Below are 19215 nucleotides of genomic sequence, written 5' to 3' on the forward strand. Positions count from 1 at the left end.
GAAAGGAGTGCCTTTTATATGGAAGGAAGCAGAAAAAAAGAAAAGTGGAATCGTTTGGTAGATGCATTTTCCCTAAAAGGCACTTCTTATGTGGTTCCGCAGTATCCTCAGGTGGAGCCGGAGCAGATGGCAGAGGAATTGTCAGAGATATCGGAAACGGTCTGGGGAATGTATGCCTTTGGACGGGAACCGCTGGAAGGGAAATTTACAAGAGAGCAGAAATATCGTTATATCGCAAAAGCTAATGCCTGCGGAAGAGAATGGGCAGATCGAGTTGCCAAAGAGTATGGGACAAACGATCCGAAACTTCTGGCAGAACGTATGGGAATGAAAGTTTTAAAGAAAAAGACTCCGACAGGAGGGGGAATCGTGTTGTTTGCACAGTTTGTCCAGCCGGATGAAATCACAATCTTTACAGACTGTATCGCAAAGGCACAGCATATCTACAAAGTGTGCGGCTGTCCGCTCTTAGAGGCAGAAAAACTGACCTCGGTACTGCTTTCCCATGAGCTCTTTCATGCGGTAGAAGAGCGGCATGAAAAAGAAATCTATACCCGCACAGAGAAGGTAGAGCTGTGGCGCCGTCCGTTTTCCAACCGTTCGTCGATCGTCTGCTTGTCTGAGATTGCGGCAATGGCATTTGCGGCACAGATGACAGGGATCGAGGTATCGCCTTATATGCTCGATGTTCTGCTTGTGTATGCTTATGATCAAAATGCTGCGTGGGGGCTGTACGAGGAAGTGTGTAGTCTGCGGGCAGAAGAGCAGAAACTGCAGGAAAAAAGAGAAAACAAGAATATTTGTCTGGACTGAGAGCCGGACAGACAGGGGGCAAATCATGCTGACAACAACAATGAAATACGCTGAAAAATATAATTATCTTGATGAGAAATTTCAGAAGGCATTCCGCTTTCTGCGGGAGACGGATCTTCTGGCACTGCCTGTCGGGAACGTTCTGATCGACGGGGAAGAGATCTATGCAAACGTGCAGAGCTATACGACAATGACACCGGAAGACTGTCTGTTTGAAGCACATCGCAAATATTTCGATATTCAATATGTCGCAGAGGGGGAGGAAGTCTTCGGTTATGAGCCTTTGGATAGTCTGACTCCTGCGATGGAATATGACGAAGAGAGAGATCTGATTTTCTATGAAGAGCCGGATCAGAGCAGCTCCATCGTCTTAAAAGCAGGAGATTTTGCGATCGTGCCTCCGGAGGATGGTCATGCACCACGGAGAATGACAAAAAACGGAGCATGCCAGGTGAAGAAAATTGTAGTTAAAGTAAAAGTATAAGTAATGTCATGAAAGAAAAAGTCTTATGCCAGTTGTGGTGTAGGGCTTTTTTTCATGGGAATCACTATGGGATTCTATGTGACAAGAAACATGTGTTGCGTGAAAAAAATCAGCAGACTTTGTAGAAAAATGGGGAGGAGTATGATAAAATGAAACCATATTTTTATGAGGAGGGATTACTATGAAATATTGTCAGCAATGCGGTGCACAATTGGAAGAGGAAATGAAGTTCTGTGTATATTGCGGTGCGAGTGCAGAAGATAGTGCGAATGCACAGCAGGAGCAGAATCCATGGAACAACTACAACAGCAGTCATCAGTCTCAGGAAACGTATGGCCAAAATCGGTCTGGACAGAACGGGCAAAATATGAACTGCCAGAATAATGGCTTTCAGAATAATAATGCCGCAGGTTATGGTCAGATGCCGGGACCTTACGGAGGAGGCAGTTATGGGATTGAGAGAAGAAGTATTCCGCTAAGTGTCATTTTGACGATTGTCACATGTGGACTTTATGGATTATACTGGATCATTAAATTAAATGATGAGATCAATCAGCTTGCCGGAGAGCCGAATGCAACTTCCAGCGGAATGGTAATCTTACTTTCTATCGTCACATGTGGAATCTATGAGTTTTACTGGCTGTATAAGATGGGAGAGCGCGGCGATAAGATCAAAGGAGTGAATTCAAGTTCCGGTATTCTCTATATTGTCATTGCTATTTTAGGACTGAGCATTGTTGACTTGTGCCTGATCCAGGATACGGTCAATAAGAAGGTGGGAAATTAGGAACGGTTTAGGAAAAGAGCAAGATGAAGAAAAAAGCAGGGACAATATGGACCGTGCTGGCAGTCGGAGTGATCTATTTTTGTTGGCTGAAGGTGACAGGGATCGGGATTCCGTGCATATTTCGTAAGATCACAGGGTGGTATTGTCCGGGATGTGGGATAACCACTCTGATTTTATGTATTTCTGAGCAGGATTTTGTGGGGGCTTTTCGGGCAAATCCATTTTTGTTTGTGACAAGTCCGTTTCTTCTGGGAGAACTTGCTGCAGAGTGGATCCGGGTAAAAAGAGGGAAAAAGATGCCAGGATGGAATGAAAAGCTGTTAGTTGTATATACGATTTTTTTGTGTGCATTTGGAATTTGGAGAAATGTAGCATAGATTCGGTGTTGTGGTGGCAGAGAAAGAGGATTGACGGAAGCTTTTGAAAATGTTAAGATGAAGCAGTTTCAAAAGGAGGAAAAAAGATGAAAGATAAAAAGAATAAAAAAATATGGATTGCCCTTGCAGTCTTTGTAGTTGTGATCGCTTTACTTGCAGGAGCTTACATGATGTTCCGGCCGCAGGCACAAGAAGGAAGCAAGTCGGTGACGATCACAGTTGTAAATAAAGATGGAGAAAAGAAAGAGTATCAGATCAAGACAGATGCAGAATATCTTCAGCAGGCGATGGATGACGCAAAAGAAGAAGGGCTTACTTATTCAGGGGAAGACAGTGAGTATGGTCTTATGGTAGATACGGTAAACGGTGAGGAAGCCGTTTTTGAGAAAGACGGTGCCTACTGGGGCTTTTCTGTCAACGGTGAATACTGCAATTACGGGATTTCAGAGCAACCGGTAGCGGACGGAGATGCATTTGAGATTGCATATACAGTAGGAGAGTAGCAATGAAAACAAGAGAGCTTGTTGGAAACGCATTTCTTGCGGCGATTCTGGTCATAGTCCAGGTCGCCTTTTCTTTCCTGCCGAATATCGAATTTGTATCACTTCTGATCATTCTTTATACACTTGTATTTGAAAAACGTACAGTAGTGATCATCTATCTATTTGCGCTTCTGGAGGGAATCCTCTATGGCTTCGGGGTGTGGTGGATCATGTATCTGTATGTGTGGACGATTTTATATCTTCTTGTGCGGATATTCAGAAAGAACAACAGCCTGCTTCTGTGGGCGGTTCTGAGTGGATTTTTCGGACTGGCGTTCGGCATGCTGTGTGCGGTTCCGTATGCAGTGACAGGAGGAATTGGAGCCGGAATTGCATGGTGGATCAGCGGGATTCCGTTTGACATTCTGCATGGAATCGGCAATTTTATCACAGTTCTTATTTTTTTTAGACCACTTCAGTATATCCTGCGGAAAATCAAGTAAAAAAACTTGACAAATCCGCAGGGTGCATGGTAAGCTATACTGGCGAATGGAAGTAGGTCTTTTTTTTATGCCTAAATTTGGGTAGTCTCGCAAACTACCATGTAACACAGAATTCAATTTAAAAAAAGCGAGGTGGAAGTTGTGCGCACAAGAATCACATTGGAATGTACAGAATGTAAACAACGTAATTACAACATGACAAAGGATAAGAAATCTCATCCGGAACGCATGGAAACAAAAAAATACTGTAAGTTCTGCAAATCACACACATTACACAAAGAAACGAAATAGTCGTTGAAAGGAAGTGAATGTTATGGGCGAAAAAACTAAGGATAAGAAAAAATCCGAGAAAAAAGCTCAGAAGACAAGCTGGTTTCAAGGCATGAAATCTGAGTTTAAGAAAGTTATTTGGCCAGACAAGAAAACACTTGCGAAACAAACGGCAGCAGTCGTTTCAGTGTCCGTTTTTTTAGGGGCATTGATTTCAGTTATCGATGTTATCGTAAAATACGGTATTGATTTATTGGTGAAATAGGAACGGATATGTGAACTGTTAGCAATAATGAAAGGTGATTTTATGTCAGAGGCAAAATGGTATGTAGTTCATACCTATTCCGGGTATGAAAACAAGGTGAAAGCCAACATTGATAAGACAATCGAAAACAGACATCTGGAGGACCAGATTCTTGAAGTCCGTGTTCCGATGCAGGAAGTGATCGAGCTGAAGAACGGTGCCGAGAAAGCGGTTCAGAAGAAGATGTTCCCTGGATATGTTATGATTCACATGATTATGAATGATGACACATGGTATGTCGTAAGAAATACACGAGGCGTGACAGGATTTGTAGGACCGGGATCTAAGCCGGTTCCGCTCACAGAAGAGGAAATGCTGCCGCTCGGAATCCAGAGTGAAAGCATTGTCGTTGATTTTGAGGAAGGCGATACAATCACTGTTGTTGCCGGAGCATGGGAAGGAACAGTCGGAGCAGTTCAGACAGTAAACCCAGCAAAACAGAGTTTGACAATCAATGTTGAATTGTTTGGTCGTGAAACACCAGTCGAATTAAGTTTCACAGAAGTTAAAAAGATGTAACAATAAGATATGGTCTTTGGAACGGAACAAAGACTATCACTTAACAAATCGAGTGGGAGGGAAATCCCCGCGAATACCACAAGGAGGTACTGAAAAATGGCAAAAAAAGTTCAAGGTTATATTAAATTACAGATTCCAGCAGGAAAGGCAACACCAGCACCACCGGTTGGTCCAGCTCTTGGTCAGCACGGTGTAAACATCGTTGAATTTACAAAACAGTTCAACGCAAGAACAGCAGATCAGGGAGACCTTATCATTCCTGTTGTGATCACAGTTTACAATGACAGAAGCTTCAGCTTCGTAACAAAGACACCACCGGCAGCAGTATTGATCAAAAAAGCATGTAACATCAAATCTGGTTCAGGTGTACCGAACAAGAACAAAGTTGCTACAATTACTCAGGAACAGTTAAGACAGATCGCTGAGACAAAAATGCCAGACTTAAACGCTGCAACAATCGAAGCTGCTATGAGCATGGTAGCTGGAACTTGCAGAAGTATGGGTGTTAAAGTAGAAGAATAAGAAGATTGTAAACAGTTAATGTGGGAGGGCTAGCTCCCGATACTACCACTAGGAGGTTATTTAATATGAAAAGAGGAAAAAAATATATTGAGGCTGCTAAGTTGATCGAGAGAGGAAATCTCTACGACAAAGAAGAAGCAGTAGCATTAGTGAAAAAATCTGCAGTAGCAAAATTCGATGAGACAATCGAAGCACACATCAGAACTGGATGTGACGGACGTCACGCTGACCAGCAGATCCGTGGTGCGGTTGTATTACCACACGGAACAGGTAAAAAAGTTCGTATCTTAGTATTTGCAAAAGACGCAAAAGCAGAAGAAGCAAAAGCAGCTGGAGCAGATTACGTTGGAGCAGAGGATTTAATCCCAAGAATCCAGAACGAAGGATGGTTTGATTTTGATGTTGTAGTTGCTACACCAGACATGATGGGTGTTGTAGGACGTTTAGGACGTGTACTTGGACCAAAAGGTTTAATGCCAAACCCGAAGGCTGGTACAGTAACAATGGACGTTACAAAAGCAATCGCAGATATCAAAGCCGGTAAAATCGAGTACAGATTAGATAAAACAAACATTATCCATGTGCCATTAGGAAAAGCTTCTTTCACAGAAGAACAATTAGCGGACAACTTCCAGACGCTTATTGATGCAATCAACAAAGCAAAACCAGCAGCAGTTAAGGGACAGTACTTAAAGAGCGTGACTCTTACTTCTACAATGGGACCTGGTGTAAAAGTAAACCCAGCAAAATTAGTTTAATTTGTTATTGACATCAAATATATAAAGATGCTATAATAGCAGAGCAATAACTGCCGAAGACAGTAGGTGCCGTAAGGCATAAGGAGAAAACGCCTACCGAGGAGATGTAAATTCTAAATATGAATTTTCTAGCCTCTCTGTCTTTTGACAGAGAGGTTTTTATATCGGCGGTATAAATCTATAAGGAGGTATACCATTCATGGCAAAAGTTGAGTTAAAACAACCGATCGTACAGGCTATCGCGGAAGACATCCAGGGTGCTCAGTCAGCAGTTTTAGTTGATTATCGTGGATTAACAGTAGCAGAAGATACTGAGTTACGTAAACAGTTAAGAGAAGCTGGTGTAATCTACAAAGTCTGCAAGAACACAATGATGAGAAGAGCATTCGAGGGAACAGAGTTCGCTGAACTTGATTCTTACTTAGAAGGACCAAGCGCGATCGCAATTTCTAAAGACGATGCAACAGCTCCGGCAAGAATTCTTTGCAAATTTGCAAAAGACGCAAAAGCATTAGAATTAAAAGCTGGTGTAGTAGAAGGAACTGTTTATGACAGCGCAGCTTTAAACGAGTTAGCGAAGATTCCTTCAAGAGACGAATTACTTTCCAAATTCCTTGGAAGCATTCAGTCACCAATTACAAACTTTGCTCGTGTTATTAAACAAATCGCTGAAAAAGATGGCGAAGTTGTAGAAGCGGCAGCAGAGGAAGCAGCTGAAGTAACAGCTGAATAATCTATAAAAATCAAAAAACGAAAATAAAGCAAATTTTATGGAGGTAAGTAAAATGGCAAAATTAACAACAGCTGAAATGATCGAAGCGATCAAAGAATTATCAGTATTAGAATTAAACGAATTAGTAAAAGCATGTGAAGAAGAATTTGGTGTATCTGCAGCAGCAGGTGTTGTAGTTGCAGCAGCAGCTGGAGACGGAGCTGGAGCAGCAGAAGAGAAAGATGAGTTCGACGTAGAATTAGTTTCTGCTGGAGCATCTAAAGTTAAAGTAATCAAAGTTGTTCGTGAAATCACAGGACTTGGATTAAAAGAAGCTAAAGAAGTAGTAGACGGAGCTCCTAAGGTAGTTAAAGAAGGCGTTTCTAAAGCAGAAGCTGAAGAAATCAAAGCTAAATTAGAAGCAGAAGGTGCTGAAGTTAACTTAAAATAATTGTATTGTGAAAACACTACAATAAAATAAGATGAGGCTGTCATCCTTGCAGAAAATGCAGGGTGGCAGCCTTATTTGCATATGGGGAAAAGTGCTTTAAACTTTAAAAAAAGTATCTTGTTGAGTCATAAAATGAGGTGCTATAATGAGAAAAGAGCAGGCGAAAACAGATGAAAGATGCTGAAAGAGAGGTGGGGAAACGATATGTTTACACAAAAATTTATGCAAGAGATAGAGCGTAGCTTTGAAGCGCAGCTGAACCGTCTTGGAGAGAGGAGAACAGAGGTGGAGACTGCCCTTTCCAAATGCAGTGACGATGAGGCGGAGGCGCTGAAATGTCTTTATGCTTCGATGCCGGTCAGTGATGCGGCAGATTATGAGGCGGAATTGTTTTTATCTTATGCAAAGCATGGAGTGTTTTTATGGGAGGCAGGTCCATTTGCGGGAACGATTCCGGAGGAGATTTTTGCGGGCTACATACTCCACCATCGAGTAAATAATGAAGATCTGACACCGTGTCGGCCATTTTTCTATGAAAAGTTGCATAAGAGGATTGAGGGGCTTTCGATGGCGAAGGCGATTTTGGAGATCAATTACTGGTGTGCCGAGGAGGCGACGTATCGCACGACAGATGACAGAACTGCAAGTGCAGAGTGCGTGTACCGTTCCGCATATGGCAGATGTGGGGAGGAGTCCACCTTTGCAGTATCTGTGTTCCGAAGTGTCGGGATTCCGGCAAGGCAGGTGTATGTTCCGCTTTGGTCTCACTGTGATGATAATCATGCGTGGGTGGAAGTCTGGAGCGATGGCATGTGGAAGTTTCTGGGAGCGTGTGAGCCGGAGGAAGTTCTGAATAAGGGGTGGTTCACGAATGCATCCTCCCGGGCAATGATGGTACATTCCCGCTGGCTGCTCCCGGTCAGACCGAAGGAAGAGCTGGTCGGACGAACAGGTATGGCTCTTGTGGCTAATCAGTTGAAAACGTATGCAAAAACGACCAATGTGGAAGTGACGGTGCTCAATGCTGATGATACTCCGGCTTCGGGAGCAGAGATCCGCTTTGAAGTGTTGAACTATGCAGAGTTTGGAGAAATTGCCTGTGCCCGTACAGATGCAAAGGGAAAGAAAGTGTTGGAGACTGGATTTGGCACTTTGCAGGTGACTGCATACAAGGATGGAGCCTATGCGGAACAACTCGTAGATGTGGCAAAGCAGCACAGCTGTATACTGAGACTGGGGCAGACAGACTGTCAGCTAGATGTATGGACGGAGATGATCGTGACCGCTCCGAAAGATTCTCCGGTCAATCGTTGCGTGCAGTCGGAAGAAGAAATTTTGTTTGGAAGAGAAAAAAGCAGAAAAGCGACCAAAAAACGCATGGCAAAGGAAGCGGCTTTTTATGATGAAGAGGTGGCGGTAAAGGCAGCCGAATGTATGCCGGAACGGTTTCGGGCGCGTGCAGTGGAGATTATGAAGTTTGCGTGTGGAAATCAGAGGGAGATTGCAAAATTTCTTGAAAAGGAGATGGAACCTGCACTCAAGATGGAGCTGTTAAATAGTCTTCGGGAAAAAGATTATCTGGATATTACCGCAGATAGTTTAGAAGAACATTGCAGGCAGGCGGCAGTCTTTGCGGGAAAATGGGACAAAGAGTTATTTGTACCGTATATCTTATGTCCGCGCGTGGATAATGAGATGATTCGTCCATTCCGAAGGTTTCTGCTGTCATGGCTCTCGGAGGAAGAGAGGCAGAAGATGGCGGAGGAGCCAAAGTATGTGTGGGAATTTGTCTGTGCACATCTGAAGTCCGATGAGCAGTTAGAGTATGGAAATCTGATCACTTCTGCACAGGGCGCACTCACCACCGGATATGGAAGTGCACTGACCAAACGGGTAGTAAGTGTGCAGATATTAAGAACACTTGGAATCCCTGCCCGTCTGAATCCATCTGATCGGATACTGGAAGTGTGGAAAGATGGTGCATTTGTGGCATTGGAAGAGTATGAAGGACAGTCGGAAGTGCGGACAGCAGGGATTGTTGTCGAGCAGCAGGAAGGAAAGACATGGACATACTATCAGAACTGGACGATCGCGAAATTTGATGGAACGAAATATCAGACATTGCGGCTGAGTGATGAGAACGGGCTTCCGGTCTATGGGGAGATCCCTCTGTTCCCGGGACAGTATAAGATTCTCACAGCGAACCGTTTGCCAAATGGAAATGTGTTTGCCAAACAGTTTGTGTTTGTATTGAAAGAAGGGGAAAAACGGCATATTGTTCTCGAACAGAAGGAGGCAGATGTCAAAGACATGCTGGAAGAGAATGCGATCACAGACTTTACAGTGCAGAAAGAAGACGGAACGCCATGTTATCTTTCGGAACTGGTAAAAGAAAAGAAAGGGCTCTTCCTCTGGCTGGAAGAAGGAAAAGAGCCGACCGAGCATATTTTAAATGAGATTCGACAGAGGAGTGAGGCATATAATCAACTGCCTGCGAATCTGTATTTTGTAGTTCGGGATATGGAAGTAAAAAAGGATCCGACGCTTGCAAAGACACTCGCAGAGCTGGAGCATGCCCAGTTCTTTGTTGATGATTTTGGAGCAGATATGGATGTGCTGGCAAGAAGGATGTATCTGGAGCCCGGTAAACTGCCATTGATCGTCATTGTTGATCAGGAAATGAGAGGAATCTATAGTGTTGCAGGGTATAATGTGGGAAGCGCAGATATGATTCTGAAAATTTTAAATAGGTAAGGATAGATAGAAAAAGGAAATGTGACTTGTGGATTTCCATATGTGGGAAGTTCAATCGGTTGAAAAAAGCAGGAGTTGTCTCAAAGTGACAAACCCTGCTTTTTTACAACAGAAGATTTTTATTCCCGGACAAGTGAAGCTCGGTTCGGTTGAGGATTGCGTTTCACAAGTTTTTTGCCGGAAGAGAATGCGATCAGCAAGCCGAGACCCATGAGCAAAAGGGCAAAGAATAATTGTAATCCATCTGTTAAGAAGGCAAATCCTCCGGTTACGAATAATTTCTTACAGATGGCGTACACGCTCATTCCTAAGGATGTCATGGTCACAACTAACATCATTGTCATTGGTGCGTATAACATGAATCCCTTTCTGCCTGTTACTTTTAAGAACACAGATAAAGAAATCAATACCATAGCGGCTAATAATTGATTTGCAGAACCAAACAGTGGCCAGATGTTATTATATCCACCTAAGCTTAACAGATATCCGCCGGCCAGTGTGATGATTGTTGCAAAGTATTTGTTTGTCAGAACTTTTACAGCCGGTGAAACGGCTTTGCCTTCTTCGATTTCAAATAATTCCTGAAAAGAGAGTCTTCCGATACGTGCAACAGCATCTAAGGAAGTTAAAGCCAAAGCAGAAACGAACATAGTCATGATGCATAATCCCCATTCTTGAGGCATTCCAAGCTTACTGATCAATCCCGTTACTCCTACGGAGAATTTCGTAAAAGGAGTAGCGGTGTCTGCCAATGCCATAGCGGCCAGATCATTATTTAATACACCGGTGTCTGCTAAATTTGTCAAAGAGCCTACAATTACAATTACTAATACAGCTAACAGAGATTCCAAAAGCATACTGCCGTAGCCCACTTGCAGCATGTCTTTTTCATTTCGAATCTGTTTGCTGCTCGTCTCGCTTGATACTAAAGAATGGAATCCGCTTACTGCACCGCAGGCAATGGTGACAAACAGTGTCGGGAATAAATAGCTTCCACTCTCAGAGACAAAACCGGTGAAGACCGGTGTTGAGATCGTAGGATTTGAAATCACAACTCCGATGACAGCTGCAATGATCATTCCTACAAATAAGAAGGTAGTCAAATAGTCACGCGGCTGTTTTAAGAGCCACATAGGAGTGACACTTGCGAAGAAAATATAAACAAACACTAAATATAACCAGCTTTGTTTTTGGAGATAAACAGGAAAAGCAATTCCTGTTGCAAGCATAGCGACAATTAGTATGATTCCTAAAATGGCTTGTTTCCAGCCATCGATTTTCGTTTTGCGTAAAAATAATCCAAATGCAATCGCCACAAAAACATAGAGAATAGAAATAGAAGCAGCCGCAGCATTTGGTTGCAATTTGGAGCCGTCAGCGCTAAAACCATGAAAAGTTCCTGCAACCATATCTGCAAAAGCTGCAATGACTAATAATGTAAATAACCAGCAGAATAAGAAAAATAACTTTCTTCCGGTTTTTCCGATATACACTTCAATAATCTGACCGATGGATTTTCCGTCTGATTTTACAGAAGTATAAAGAGAGGCAAAATCCTGAACGGCTCCAAAGAAAATACCTCCGACTATAATCCATAAGAATGCAGGCAGCCAGCCAAACATCATTGCCATTACAGGACCGGTGACAGGTCCGGCGCCGGCGATAGAAGAAAACTGATGGGCAAAGACCTCCCATTTATTGCTAGGGACATAGTCAACCCCATCCTCTTTTTTTACTGCGGGTGTTTTTGCAGTTACATCAATTCCCCATTCTTTTACTAAGTAGCGACCATACAGCAGATAAGCTCCGATTAATACAATGACCGTAATTCCTAATAATAATAATCCATTCATACAGTTCCTCCTTTACATTTTCCTTTTTGATAACAGCATGAATATAAAAATAAAAAACTTCGTCTAGACTCCCAAGGGAAGGAAACGAAGACGAAATCACAGATTTGTTTTGTAGTACTACTTAGATTGCATAAAAATGCAGTTTAACTTTTGCTTATTTCTTATTTTGTCCCAGTACTGAAAGCTTTTTGTGAAGAAAAAGCAAAAAGAGTTATCTTGATATTGCATTTGTATTCATGTGTTGTGTATATATTACAGTAAAAGCACTAAGGTGTCAATTATTTTTAAAAATAAAATAAAATTAAACTACATATCAATGTTAAAGATGAAAAAGTCAAACAGTTATTGACAAAAAAGATGAAAAAGGTGTAATCTGATAACTAAATAATTTTAGGAGGAGTTACAATGGAAGTGAAATTTATACCTACAGAACAATTAAAAGAAAAGCCGGATGAGAATGCTTTAGGTTTTGGAAACTATTTTACAGATTACATGTTTACTATGGACTGGACGAAAGAAAAAGGATGGCACAATGCAGTAATTGAGCCTTATGGATCAATTCAATTAGATCCGGCTTCCATGGTTTTGCATTATGCACAGGAAACTTTTGAAGGTTTAAAAGCATATAAGACAAAAGAAGGAAAGGTTCTTTTATTCCGCCCAGACATGAATGCAAAAAGATTTGCAAATTCTAATCGTCGTCTTTGTATGGAAGTATTGCCGGAAGAAATGTTTGTGGATGCAATTGCTACTTTGGTTTCCCGTGAAAAAGAGTGGATTCCAACGATAGAAGGAACCTCTTTGTACATTCGTCCATTCATGTTTGCAACGGAAAGCGCAGTGGGAGTACATCCGAGCAATGCGTATAAATTTATGATTGTTCTTTCTCCTGTTGGAGCATATTATCCGGAGGGAGTAAATCCGGTTAAAATCTATGTAGAAGATGAATATGTGCGAGCTACGAAAGGCGGTACAGGATTTGCGAAGTGTGGAGGGAATTATGCCGCAAGTATCGCGGCTCAGGTGAAAGCGGAAAAGTTAGGTTATACGCAAGTGCTGTGGCTGGACGGGGTAGAAAGAAAATATGTAGAAGAAGTAGGGACGATGAATGCAATGTTTATCATTGACCGAAAAATCATCACTGCACCGTGTGATGGAACTGTTTTGCCGGGAGTAACCCGTGACTCTGTAATTCAATTATTAAAATCGTGGGGCTATGTAGTAGAAGAACGTCCGTTAGCGATTGATGAATTAATGGAAGCAGGAAGAAATAAGACTTTACAGGAAGCCTTTGGAACCGGTACAGCGGCGGTAATCTCTCCGATTGGCGAATTGAGTTATAAAGGGGAAAGCATCATCATCAATGATTTTCAAACAGGAGAAATCACACAGAGATTATATGATACATTGACTGGTATCCAGTGGGGAAAACTCGAAGATTCCTTCCACTGGACGTATGAAGTGAATTAGATTTAGTTCGTATTGATTTTGTAATAAATGTATTTTAGAGTGGAATATTAAAGTGGCTTGCCTGCGCGTTTTGCGATCAATTCTCCGGCAATGCTGATTGCGATTTCGGCAGGGGTTTCGGCATTGATGGACAGACCGATCGGGGACTTGCAGCGATCGATCTCTTCCTCGGTGAATCCATCTGCCAAAAGTTTTTCGCGGAGTGTCTCGCGTTTTCGTCGGCTTCCCATGACGCCGATGTAGGAGACGGGGGTCTGCATCACTTGTTTTTGGACAATGTAGTCACAGAGATGTCCGCGTGTCATAATGCAGACATAGTCTTCCGGATGAAAATCAATCAGCTCTGACAGCTGTTCAAAGTTTCCGGTGATGCAGCGGCAGGCAGAAGGGAATAGCTCTGGGTTGGCAAATTCTTTTCGGTCATCGAAGACGACACAGCGAAAATCCAAATGTGTCAGTACCGGAACAAGTTCCTGCGCCACATGACCGCCTCCGAAGACATAGACAGTCCCGGATTTGACAAGTGGCTCGATATAATAATGTCGGCCGTCAATACTGTATTCGGACGGCTCTTCTGGAAATGCATATCCAGAATCTGCTAAATTGTGCAGTGAGGCGTCTGTGGCATCGGTCATATACTGGAAGGTCCAGTTGGATTCTTCCGTCAGATCGAGGAGGAGCCAGAGTTGTTTTGCCCGATCCCAGTTGGCGAGCAGTGAATGGCACTGATCTAGAAAGACGGTATTCTCATGGGAGACATACTGAAAATAGGCAGTGACCTGACCGCCGCATACCATTCCGAGATCGGCAGCATCATTTGGTCTTAAGACAAAGCTTTTTAAAAAAGAAGTCTGCTGCCGGATTCCAAGAATCGCTTGTTTCGTTGCTTCGTATTCAATGGAGCCGCCGCCGATCGTTCCGTGGGACATTCCGTCAGCGAGGACGATCATGCGGGAGCCGGCGCCGCGGGGGGCAGAGCCGGAGCTTTTTGTCACAGTCACGATCATACAATCATTTCCCGATTTTCCGTTTTCTAAAAGGATTTCAAAAAGTTCTTTCATAGTTTTCATAAGCTTCTCCAATCTAAGTTATTAAGAGGGAATCTTCTTCTCCAATCTAAATTTTTAAGATGTAATCTTTCTCTCGAATCTCGGCTTTTAAGATTTAATCTTTTTCTCCGATTTAAGTTTTTAAGAGTTGATCTTTTTTTCGATAAAAATTTCTTGAAACAGCTCTGAGGCGTAGGCGGAAAGCTGTTCTTCTGCGTGTAGATAATTCTGTAAAAATGTTTTTCCTTCTTTCGTGAGAGAGGAAGAACCGCCTCTGTCCCCGCCTGTTTTTGTGTGCAGCAGGGAAAAGCCGAGATGATTTTCGACGGACTTGATCGTCTTCCAGCCTTTGCTGTAAGAAATCTGCATATGTCGGCATGCAGTCTGCATGGAGCCGGTATGCTCGATCAGCATCAGGAACCGGGCGGTCTCGGATGTGAAAAATGGGGTTTCTCGGCAAAGCTGAAATTCTCCGACGGCATAGATTGGAAGTGTCTCGTTTTTATTGAATCGTTCAGTATCGGAATCTACAGTGTCTGCGGATAAAATGATACCGGAATCGCTGACGGAAACTTCTGCTGTGCGGGCGGCGACGGACGGCTGACGCAGCGCACCGCGCAGTCCGTTTTCCCCGGTGTATGTCAGTATTTCTGAAAATAATTCTTTCCGGAGCAGGATCGGGTGTCCCCGGTGACCTTCAAAGACTGGGCGGACACAGGGGGCATCCTCAGACAGCATGATCTCCAAAGTCTGTGACAGAAGGATCGGATATTTGGCAGGGAGGATAAATATGCTGTCGCAGAGATCCTCCATGTAGTCAAGCCCGGTACAGATTTGGTCAAACATGGAGAGTGTTTCATACTGAGGACTGTACAGACAGATTGTCTGCAGCCCGGATATTTCTTTTTCCACCTGGTCGGCTTCTTCTCCGGTGATCACGGTGATTGGGGAAATTCCTGCCCGTTTTAGAGCCAGGATCACGCGGCGGATGACAGAGACGTGATCCAGTTCCAAAAGTGGAAGGAAAGTGCTGTCCTGCTTCCCTCTCTTTGCCGCTAAAATAATCGCACCTGTTTTCATAAAGTTTCAAAAACTCCTTGTAATTTCTAAGAAAATTATATATGATGTATTTCGATATGTAAATAAAAACATAACGAACGGAGTGAGAAAATTGAAATTATGTAAAACAGAAGAGGCAGTCGGACAGATTTTGTGCCATGATATCACACAGATCATTCCGGGTGTCGTAAAAGATGCCGTGTTCCGAAAGGGGCATGTGATCAAAGAGGAAGATATCCCCGTACTGTTAAGTGTCGGAAAAGAACATATTTATGTGTGGGAAAATGATGACACGATGCTTCATGAAAATGAGGCGGCGGAGGTTTTATACGAGATTTGCAGAGGGGAAGCGATGCACGGCTCAGAGGTAAAAGAAGGGAAGATTGAACTGATTGCAGACTGTGACGGCGTGCTGAAGATTGACAGAGAGAAGCTTCTTGCAGTCAACAGTCTTGGGCAGATGATGATTGCTGCAAGACATGGAGATTTTCCGGTTAAGGCCGGGGAGAAGATTGCGGGGACAAGGATCATTCCGCTTGTGATCGAGAAGGAAAAGATGGAGCGGGCAAAACAAGTGACAGAAGGCGGACCGATTTTTTCCATTCTTCCGTATGTGCAGAAGAAGATCGGGCTTGTGACGACTGGAAGTGAAGTCTACAAGAGGAGGATCCAGGATAAATTTTCGCCGGTGATCAAGGAGAAGCTGGCAGAATATGGCATGGAGGTCGCAATGCATGAAATCTGCAGCGATGACCATGAACAGATCACAGCTGTGATCCGGGCGATGCTGGATGCCGGGATGGATATGGTCATCTGTACTGGGGGGATGAGCGTCGATCCGGATGACCGCACGCCGCTTGCGATTAAAAACACAGGCGCAGAGATCGTCACTTACGGAGCGCCGGTGCTGCCGGGAGCGATGTTTCTTCTCGCCTACTATGAGGGAGAAAGACCGGTTGTCGGATTGCCGGGCTGCGTGATGTATGCGAAACGGACCATCTTTGATCTGGTGCTTCCGAGGCTTCTGGCAGGAGAGAAGATCAAGGCAGAAGAATTTTACGCACTTGGAGAAGGCGGGCTCTGTCTGTCCTGCCCGGTCTGTACATTTCCAAACTGCGGATTCGGAAAAGGAGGATATTAATGAGCGGATTTACACATTTTGATGCGAGTGGCCATGCTGTGATGGTTGATGTCAGCGAGAAGCAGGAAACACAGCGCGAAGCGACAGCGAAAGGAAAGATCTATATGAGTCCGGAATGTTTTGCGCTTGTCAAAGCAGGAGAAATGAAGAAGGGCGATGTCCTCGGTGTGGCAAGGATTGCCGGGATCATGGGAGCCAAAAAGACATCGGAGCTGATTCCGCTCTGCCATATTTTAAATCTTTCTAAAGCGGAGATCACATTCACATATCTGGAGGAAAGCTGCGCGATCGAGGCGGCGTGCACGGCAAAGACGGTCGGTAAAACCGGCGTGGAGATGGAGGCGCTGACGGGAGTTAATATCGCGCTGCTTACAATCTATGATATGTGTAAGGCGGTGGATAAGGCAATGCGTATTTCCGATATCCGGCTGTGCAGAAAGACCGGGGGCAAGAGTGGGACACTTATTTTGGAAAGCGAGGACGAATAGGTGAAAGATTCGTATGGAAGAGTCATTGATTATATGCGGATTTCCATCACGGACCGATGCAATCTGAGATGTCGCTACTGCATGCCGGATGGGATTAAAAGCATTCCGATGGAGCAGATCCTTACACTGGAAGAGATTGCAGAAGTCTGCCGGATTGCCTCGGAACTTGGAATTACAAAATTCAAGGTGACCGGAGGGGAACCACTTGTGAGGAAAGGTTGTATGGAACTGATCCGTATGCTGAAAGCACTGCCGTACACAGAGCAGGTGACGTTGACGACAAATGGGATTCTCCTTGCAGCGTATGCGAAAGAATTAAAAGAGGTGGGGATTGACGGCGTCAATGTAAGTCTGGATACGCTGTGCGCAGAAAAATTTGCGGAGATCACCGGATATGACAGGCTAAAGGATGTGTTGGAAGGAATCCGTACCGCACATATGCTTGGACTGAAAGTCAAGATCAACACGGTACTTCAAAAGGGCGTCAATGAGGGAGAATGGGAAGCGTTACTCCAGATTGCAAAGGAAACACCGATCGATGTACGGTTTATTGAGATGATGCCGATTGGGCACGGCAGCAGGAAGGCATCTGTCTCCAATCAGGAGTTGTTGGAAAAGATCCGTGGAAAATATGGCGAAATGACAGAAGAAGCAAAGAAGCAGCAGAGCGGTGGGCGAGGAGCATTTTCTGGGCATGGCAATGGACCGGCAGTATACTACCAGATACCAGGATTTCAGGGAAGTGTTGGATTTATTAGCGCATTGCACGGAAAATTCTGTGACAGCTGCAATCGGATACGGATGACAGCGGAAGGCTTCATAAAGCCATGCCTGTGTTATGATACCGGGATTTCAATAAAAGAAGCGGTCAGAAACCATCAGCCGGAGGAAGTGAGGCGGCTGCTTGTACAGGCAATTTCAGAGAAACCGGAAGCACATTGTTTTGAAAAGAAAGAGGAAATCACAGAAAAGCGGGAAATGTCCCGGATAGGAGGATAATATGGGAATCATCAGAGGAATCTGTACCAGCGATGTCAGAGGAATTCAAAAAAGCGAAGTGCAGGAAGCAGATATTGAAGTAGACTGGGGGATTGTTGGCGATGCACACGGGGGAAAATGGCACCGTCAGATCAGTCTGCTTTCGTTGGAGCGCATTCAGGAATTTCGTGAGCGGGGGGCGGATGTGGAATTTGGCGCATTCGGAGAAAATATTATCGCGGAAGGGTACGATTTTAAAAATCTTCCGGTTGGTTCGCGCTTCCAGATTGGCGAAGTGATCTTGGAAATGACACAGATTGGGAAAGAATGCCACAGTCATTGCCAGATCTTTCAGAAAATGGGAGACTGTATCATGCCAAGAGAAGGTGTGTTTGCACAGGTAATACACGGAGGACATATTAAAGTCGGAGATGAGATTAGATTGTTGGAGCAGCAAGAGAAAGGAAGGCAGCCCCTATGTGTTTAAGAGAGATTTTTACAAGAAGTAAAAGGGAAAAAGTAAGACGGGCGGGCGCTGGAGTACTTGCAGGGTGTCTGTTGGTCGGAGCTGCAGTTGGAATGACGGGCTGTGCCGAAAAGAATGAGAAAGCAGCAGAACAGGCTCAAGTAAAAGAAGAGCAGAAAAAAGAAAAAACGGATTCCGATAAGAAAGAAGAGACGGAGATTCAGGTGTTTATCGCGGCCAGCCTGAATACGGTCATGACAGAACTAGCCCAACATTATGAGAAAGAGCATCCGGAAGTGAAGATCACTTACAATGCGGATAGTTCGGGGACACTTCTCACACAGATTGAAGAAGGATACGAATGCGATATCTTTTTCTCCGCAGCGCAAAAGCAAATGGATCAGCTTGAGGCAGACGGGCTGATTGTGGATGGGACAAGAAAAAATGTAGTGAACAATCAGGTTGTCCTTCTTACAAGAAAGGACAGCGGTACCGAGGTTACCGGACTGGAGGATCTGGACAAGGCAAAGAGCATTGCCCTTGCCGGGGGAAGTGTACCGGTTGGAAAGTATACAAGAGAAGCGCTTGTCAGCCTTGAGATCCTTCCGGAGACAGAGGATGTATCAAAGATTCGGACAGAGGAAGTGTCAAAAGCACTCGGAGGCGTGGAAATCAGCGAGCAGGATAATGTCAGCAAAGTTCTGATCGCTGTCACAGAAGGTTCCTGTGAGGTTGGGACAACTTACTATTCAGATACATACGGCTATGAGGATCAGGTAAAGGTACTTCAGACAGTCAGTTATGATCTGACGGGAAATGTCATTTATCCAATCTGTCAGGTGGAAAATAAGGAAGCGGATGATGCACAGAAAGAAGCGGCGGCAGAGTTTTTAGAATATGTCGTCTCAGACGAAGCAAAAGCGATTTTTGAAAGTTATTATTTTGATACACAGGTAGAATAGAGAGAGTATCGTA

At 44.0% G+C, this 19215-nt stretch carries 23 protein-coding genes and 1 other annotated feature; of the genes, 20 read left to right on the top strand and 3 right to left on the bottom strand.

Annotated features, from left to right (window positions below; genetic code table 11):
• Positions 1 to 18: 18 nt before the first annotated feature.
• The 14 genes from EDD74_RS07635 (at position 19) to EDD74_RS07700 (ending at position 9736) form a co-directional block, all read left to right on the top strand.
• Positions 19 to 813 carry a hypothetical protein gene (locus EDD74_RS07635; protein WP_116441451.1) on the top strand — a complete coding sequence of 265 codons (795 nt, stop codon included), beginning with the start codon at positions 19 to 21 and terminating at the stop codon, positions 811 to 813.
• Between the two features lie 25 nt (positions 814 to 838).
• Positions 839 to 1297: a NanQ anomerase/TabA/YiaL family protein gene (locus EDD74_RS07640; protein WP_116441450.1), complete on the top strand. Its 459-nt coding sequence runs from the start codon at positions 839 to 841 to the stop codon at positions 1295 to 1297.
• A 181-nt stretch (positions 1298 to 1478) separates the two neighbouring features.
• Positions 1479 to 2084 carry a DUF4234 domain-containing protein gene (locus EDD74_RS07645; RefSeq protein WP_008976739.1) on the top strand — a complete coding sequence of 202 codons (606 nt, stop codon included), beginning with the start codon at positions 1479 to 1481 and terminating at the stop codon, positions 2082 to 2084.
• A gap of 23 nt (positions 2085 to 2107) precedes the next feature.
• On the top strand, positions 2108 to 2461 hold the full coding sequence (locus tag EDD74_RS07650; RefSeq protein WP_008976738.1) for a DUF2752 domain-containing protein: 354 nt from the start codon (positions 2108 to 2110) through the stop codon (positions 2459 to 2461).
• 86 nt (positions 2462 to 2547) lie between these two features.
• On the top strand, positions 2548 to 2964 hold the full coding sequence (locus EDD74_RS07655; RefSeq protein ID WP_009263124.1) for a DUF4430 domain-containing protein: 417 nt from the start codon (positions 2548 to 2550) through the stop codon (positions 2962 to 2964).
• Positions 2965 to 2966: 2 nt separating this feature from the next.
• Positions 2967 to 3446, top strand: a complete 480-nt coding sequence (locus tag EDD74_RS07660; protein ID WP_008976736.1) for a hypothetical protein — start codon at positions 2967 to 2969, stop codon at positions 3444 to 3446.
• Positions 3447 to 3587: 141 nt separating this feature from the next.
• Positions 3588 to 3737 (top strand): 50S ribosomal protein L33, encoded by a 150-nt coding sequence (gene rpmG / locus EDD74_RS07665; RefSeq protein WP_008976735.1) that lies wholly within the window; start codon positions 3588 to 3590, stop codon positions 3735 to 3737.
• Positions 3738 to 3759: 22 nt separating this feature from the next.
• On the top strand, positions 3760 to 3981 hold the full coding sequence (secE, locus tag EDD74_RS07670; protein ID WP_008976734.1) for a preprotein translocase subunit SecE: 222 nt from the start codon (positions 3760 to 3762) through the stop codon (positions 3979 to 3981).
• 42 nt (positions 3982 to 4023) lie between these two features.
• Positions 4024 to 4539 (top strand): transcription termination/antitermination protein NusG, encoded by a 516-nt coding sequence (gene nusG, locus EDD74_RS07675; protein ID WP_008976733.1) that lies wholly within the window; start codon positions 4024 to 4026, stop codon positions 4537 to 4539.
• Positions 4540 to 4635: 96 nt separating this feature from the next.
• Positions 4636 to 5061, top strand: a complete 426-nt coding sequence (rplK, locus tag EDD74_RS07680) for a 50S ribosomal protein L11 (protein ID WP_008976732.1) — start codon at positions 4636 to 4638, stop codon at positions 5059 to 5061.
• A gap of 65 nt (positions 5062 to 5126) precedes the next feature.
• On the top strand, positions 5127 to 5819 hold the full coding sequence (rplA, locus tag EDD74_RS07685; RefSeq protein WP_008976731.1) for a 50S ribosomal protein L1: 693 nt from the start codon (positions 5127 to 5129) through the stop codon (positions 5817 to 5819).
• Between the two features lie 35 nt (positions 5820 to 5854).
• Positions 5855 to 5990 (top strand) — a sequence feature (ribosomal protein L10 leader region).
• A gap of 28 nt (positions 5991 to 6018) precedes the next feature.
• Complete coding sequence (gene rplJ / locus EDD74_RS07690; protein ID WP_008976730.1) at positions 6019 to 6552, top strand: 50S ribosomal protein L10; 534 nt, start codon at positions 6019 to 6021, stop codon at positions 6550 to 6552.
• Between the two features lie 52 nt (positions 6553 to 6604).
• Positions 6605 to 6982, top strand: coding sequence for a 50S ribosomal protein L7/L12 (rplL, locus tag EDD74_RS07695; protein WP_009245166.1), 378 nt, complete (start codon positions 6605 to 6607; stop codon positions 6980 to 6982).
• Positions 6983 to 7186: 204 nt separating this feature from the next.
• On the top strand, positions 7187 to 9736 hold the full coding sequence (locus EDD74_RS07700) for a transglutaminase-like domain-containing protein (RefSeq protein WP_116441599.1): 2550 nt from the start codon (positions 7187 to 7189) through the stop codon (positions 9734 to 9736).
• 119 nt (positions 9737 to 9855) lie between these two features.
• Here EDD74_RS07700 and EDD74_RS07705 read toward each other — a convergent pair whose 3' ends face one another.
• Positions 9856 to 11589 (bottom strand): carbon starvation CstA family protein, encoded by a 1734-nt coding sequence (locus tag EDD74_RS07705; protein WP_116441449.1) that lies wholly within the window; start codon positions 11587 to 11589, stop codon positions 9856 to 9858.
• A gap of 405 nt (positions 11590 to 11994) precedes the next feature.
• On the opposite strand from EDD74_RS07705, the gene EDD74_RS07710 reads away from it, so the two are divergent.
• Entirely contained in the window at positions 11995 to 13059 is a 1065-nt protein-coding gene (locus tag EDD74_RS07710) for a branched-chain amino acid aminotransferase (RefSeq protein ID WP_116441448.1), read from the top strand.
• A gap of 47 nt (positions 13060 to 13106) precedes the next feature.
• Here EDD74_RS07710 and EDD74_RS07715 read toward each other — a convergent pair whose 3' ends face one another.
• Entirely contained in the window at positions 13107 to 14129 is a 1023-nt protein-coding gene (locus tag EDD74_RS07715) for an XdhC family protein (RefSeq protein ID WP_116441447.1), read from the bottom strand.
• A gap of 120 nt (positions 14130 to 14249) precedes the next feature.
• Positions 14250 to 15188 (bottom strand): NTP transferase domain-containing protein, encoded by a 939-nt coding sequence (locus EDD74_RS07720; protein ID WP_116441446.1) that lies wholly within the window; start codon positions 15186 to 15188, stop codon positions 14250 to 14252.
• A 91-nt stretch (positions 15189 to 15279) separates the two neighbouring features.
• On the opposite strand from EDD74_RS07720, the gene EDD74_RS07725 reads away from it, so the two are divergent.
• From EDD74_RS07725 to modA, 5 genes are read left to right on the top strand one after another with little or no spacing between them, the layout of a single operon-like run.
• Complete coding sequence (locus EDD74_RS07725) at positions 15280 to 16308, top strand: molybdopterin-binding protein (protein ID WP_116441445.1); 1029 nt, start codon at positions 15280 to 15282, stop codon at positions 16306 to 16308.
• Complete coding sequence (gene moaC / locus EDD74_RS07730) at positions 16308 to 16796, top strand: cyclic pyranopterin monophosphate synthase MoaC (protein WP_009263115.1); 489 nt, start codon at positions 16308 to 16310, stop codon at positions 16794 to 16796. Before EDD74_RS07725 ends, moaC begins: the two co-directional genes overlap by 1 nt.
• Positions 16797 to 17795 carry a GTP 3',8-cyclase MoaA gene (gene moaA, locus EDD74_RS07735; protein ID WP_116441444.1) on the top strand — a complete coding sequence of 333 codons (999 nt, stop codon included), beginning with the start codon at positions 16797 to 16799 and terminating at the stop codon, positions 17793 to 17795. It abuts the gene before it with no gap.
• A gap of 1 nt (position 17796) precedes the next feature.
• Positions 17797 to 18261 (top strand): MOSC domain-containing protein, encoded by a 465-nt coding sequence (locus EDD74_RS07740; RefSeq protein ID WP_008976719.1) that lies wholly within the window; start codon positions 17797 to 17799, stop codon positions 18259 to 18261.
• Complete coding sequence (gene modA, locus EDD74_RS07745; RefSeq protein WP_116441443.1) at positions 18252 to 19202, top strand: molybdate ABC transporter substrate-binding protein; 951 nt, start codon at positions 18252 to 18254, stop codon at positions 19200 to 19202. The genes EDD74_RS07740 and modA overlap by 10 nt, the downstream gene beginning before the upstream one ends.
• Positions 19203 to 19215: the final 13 nt, after the last annotated feature.

Origin of the sequence: Faecalimonas umbilicata, assembly GCF_004346095.1 — a bacterium.
Lineage (GTDB): Bacteria > Bacillota > Clostridia > Lachnospirales > Lachnospiraceae > Faecalimonas > Faecalimonas umbilicata.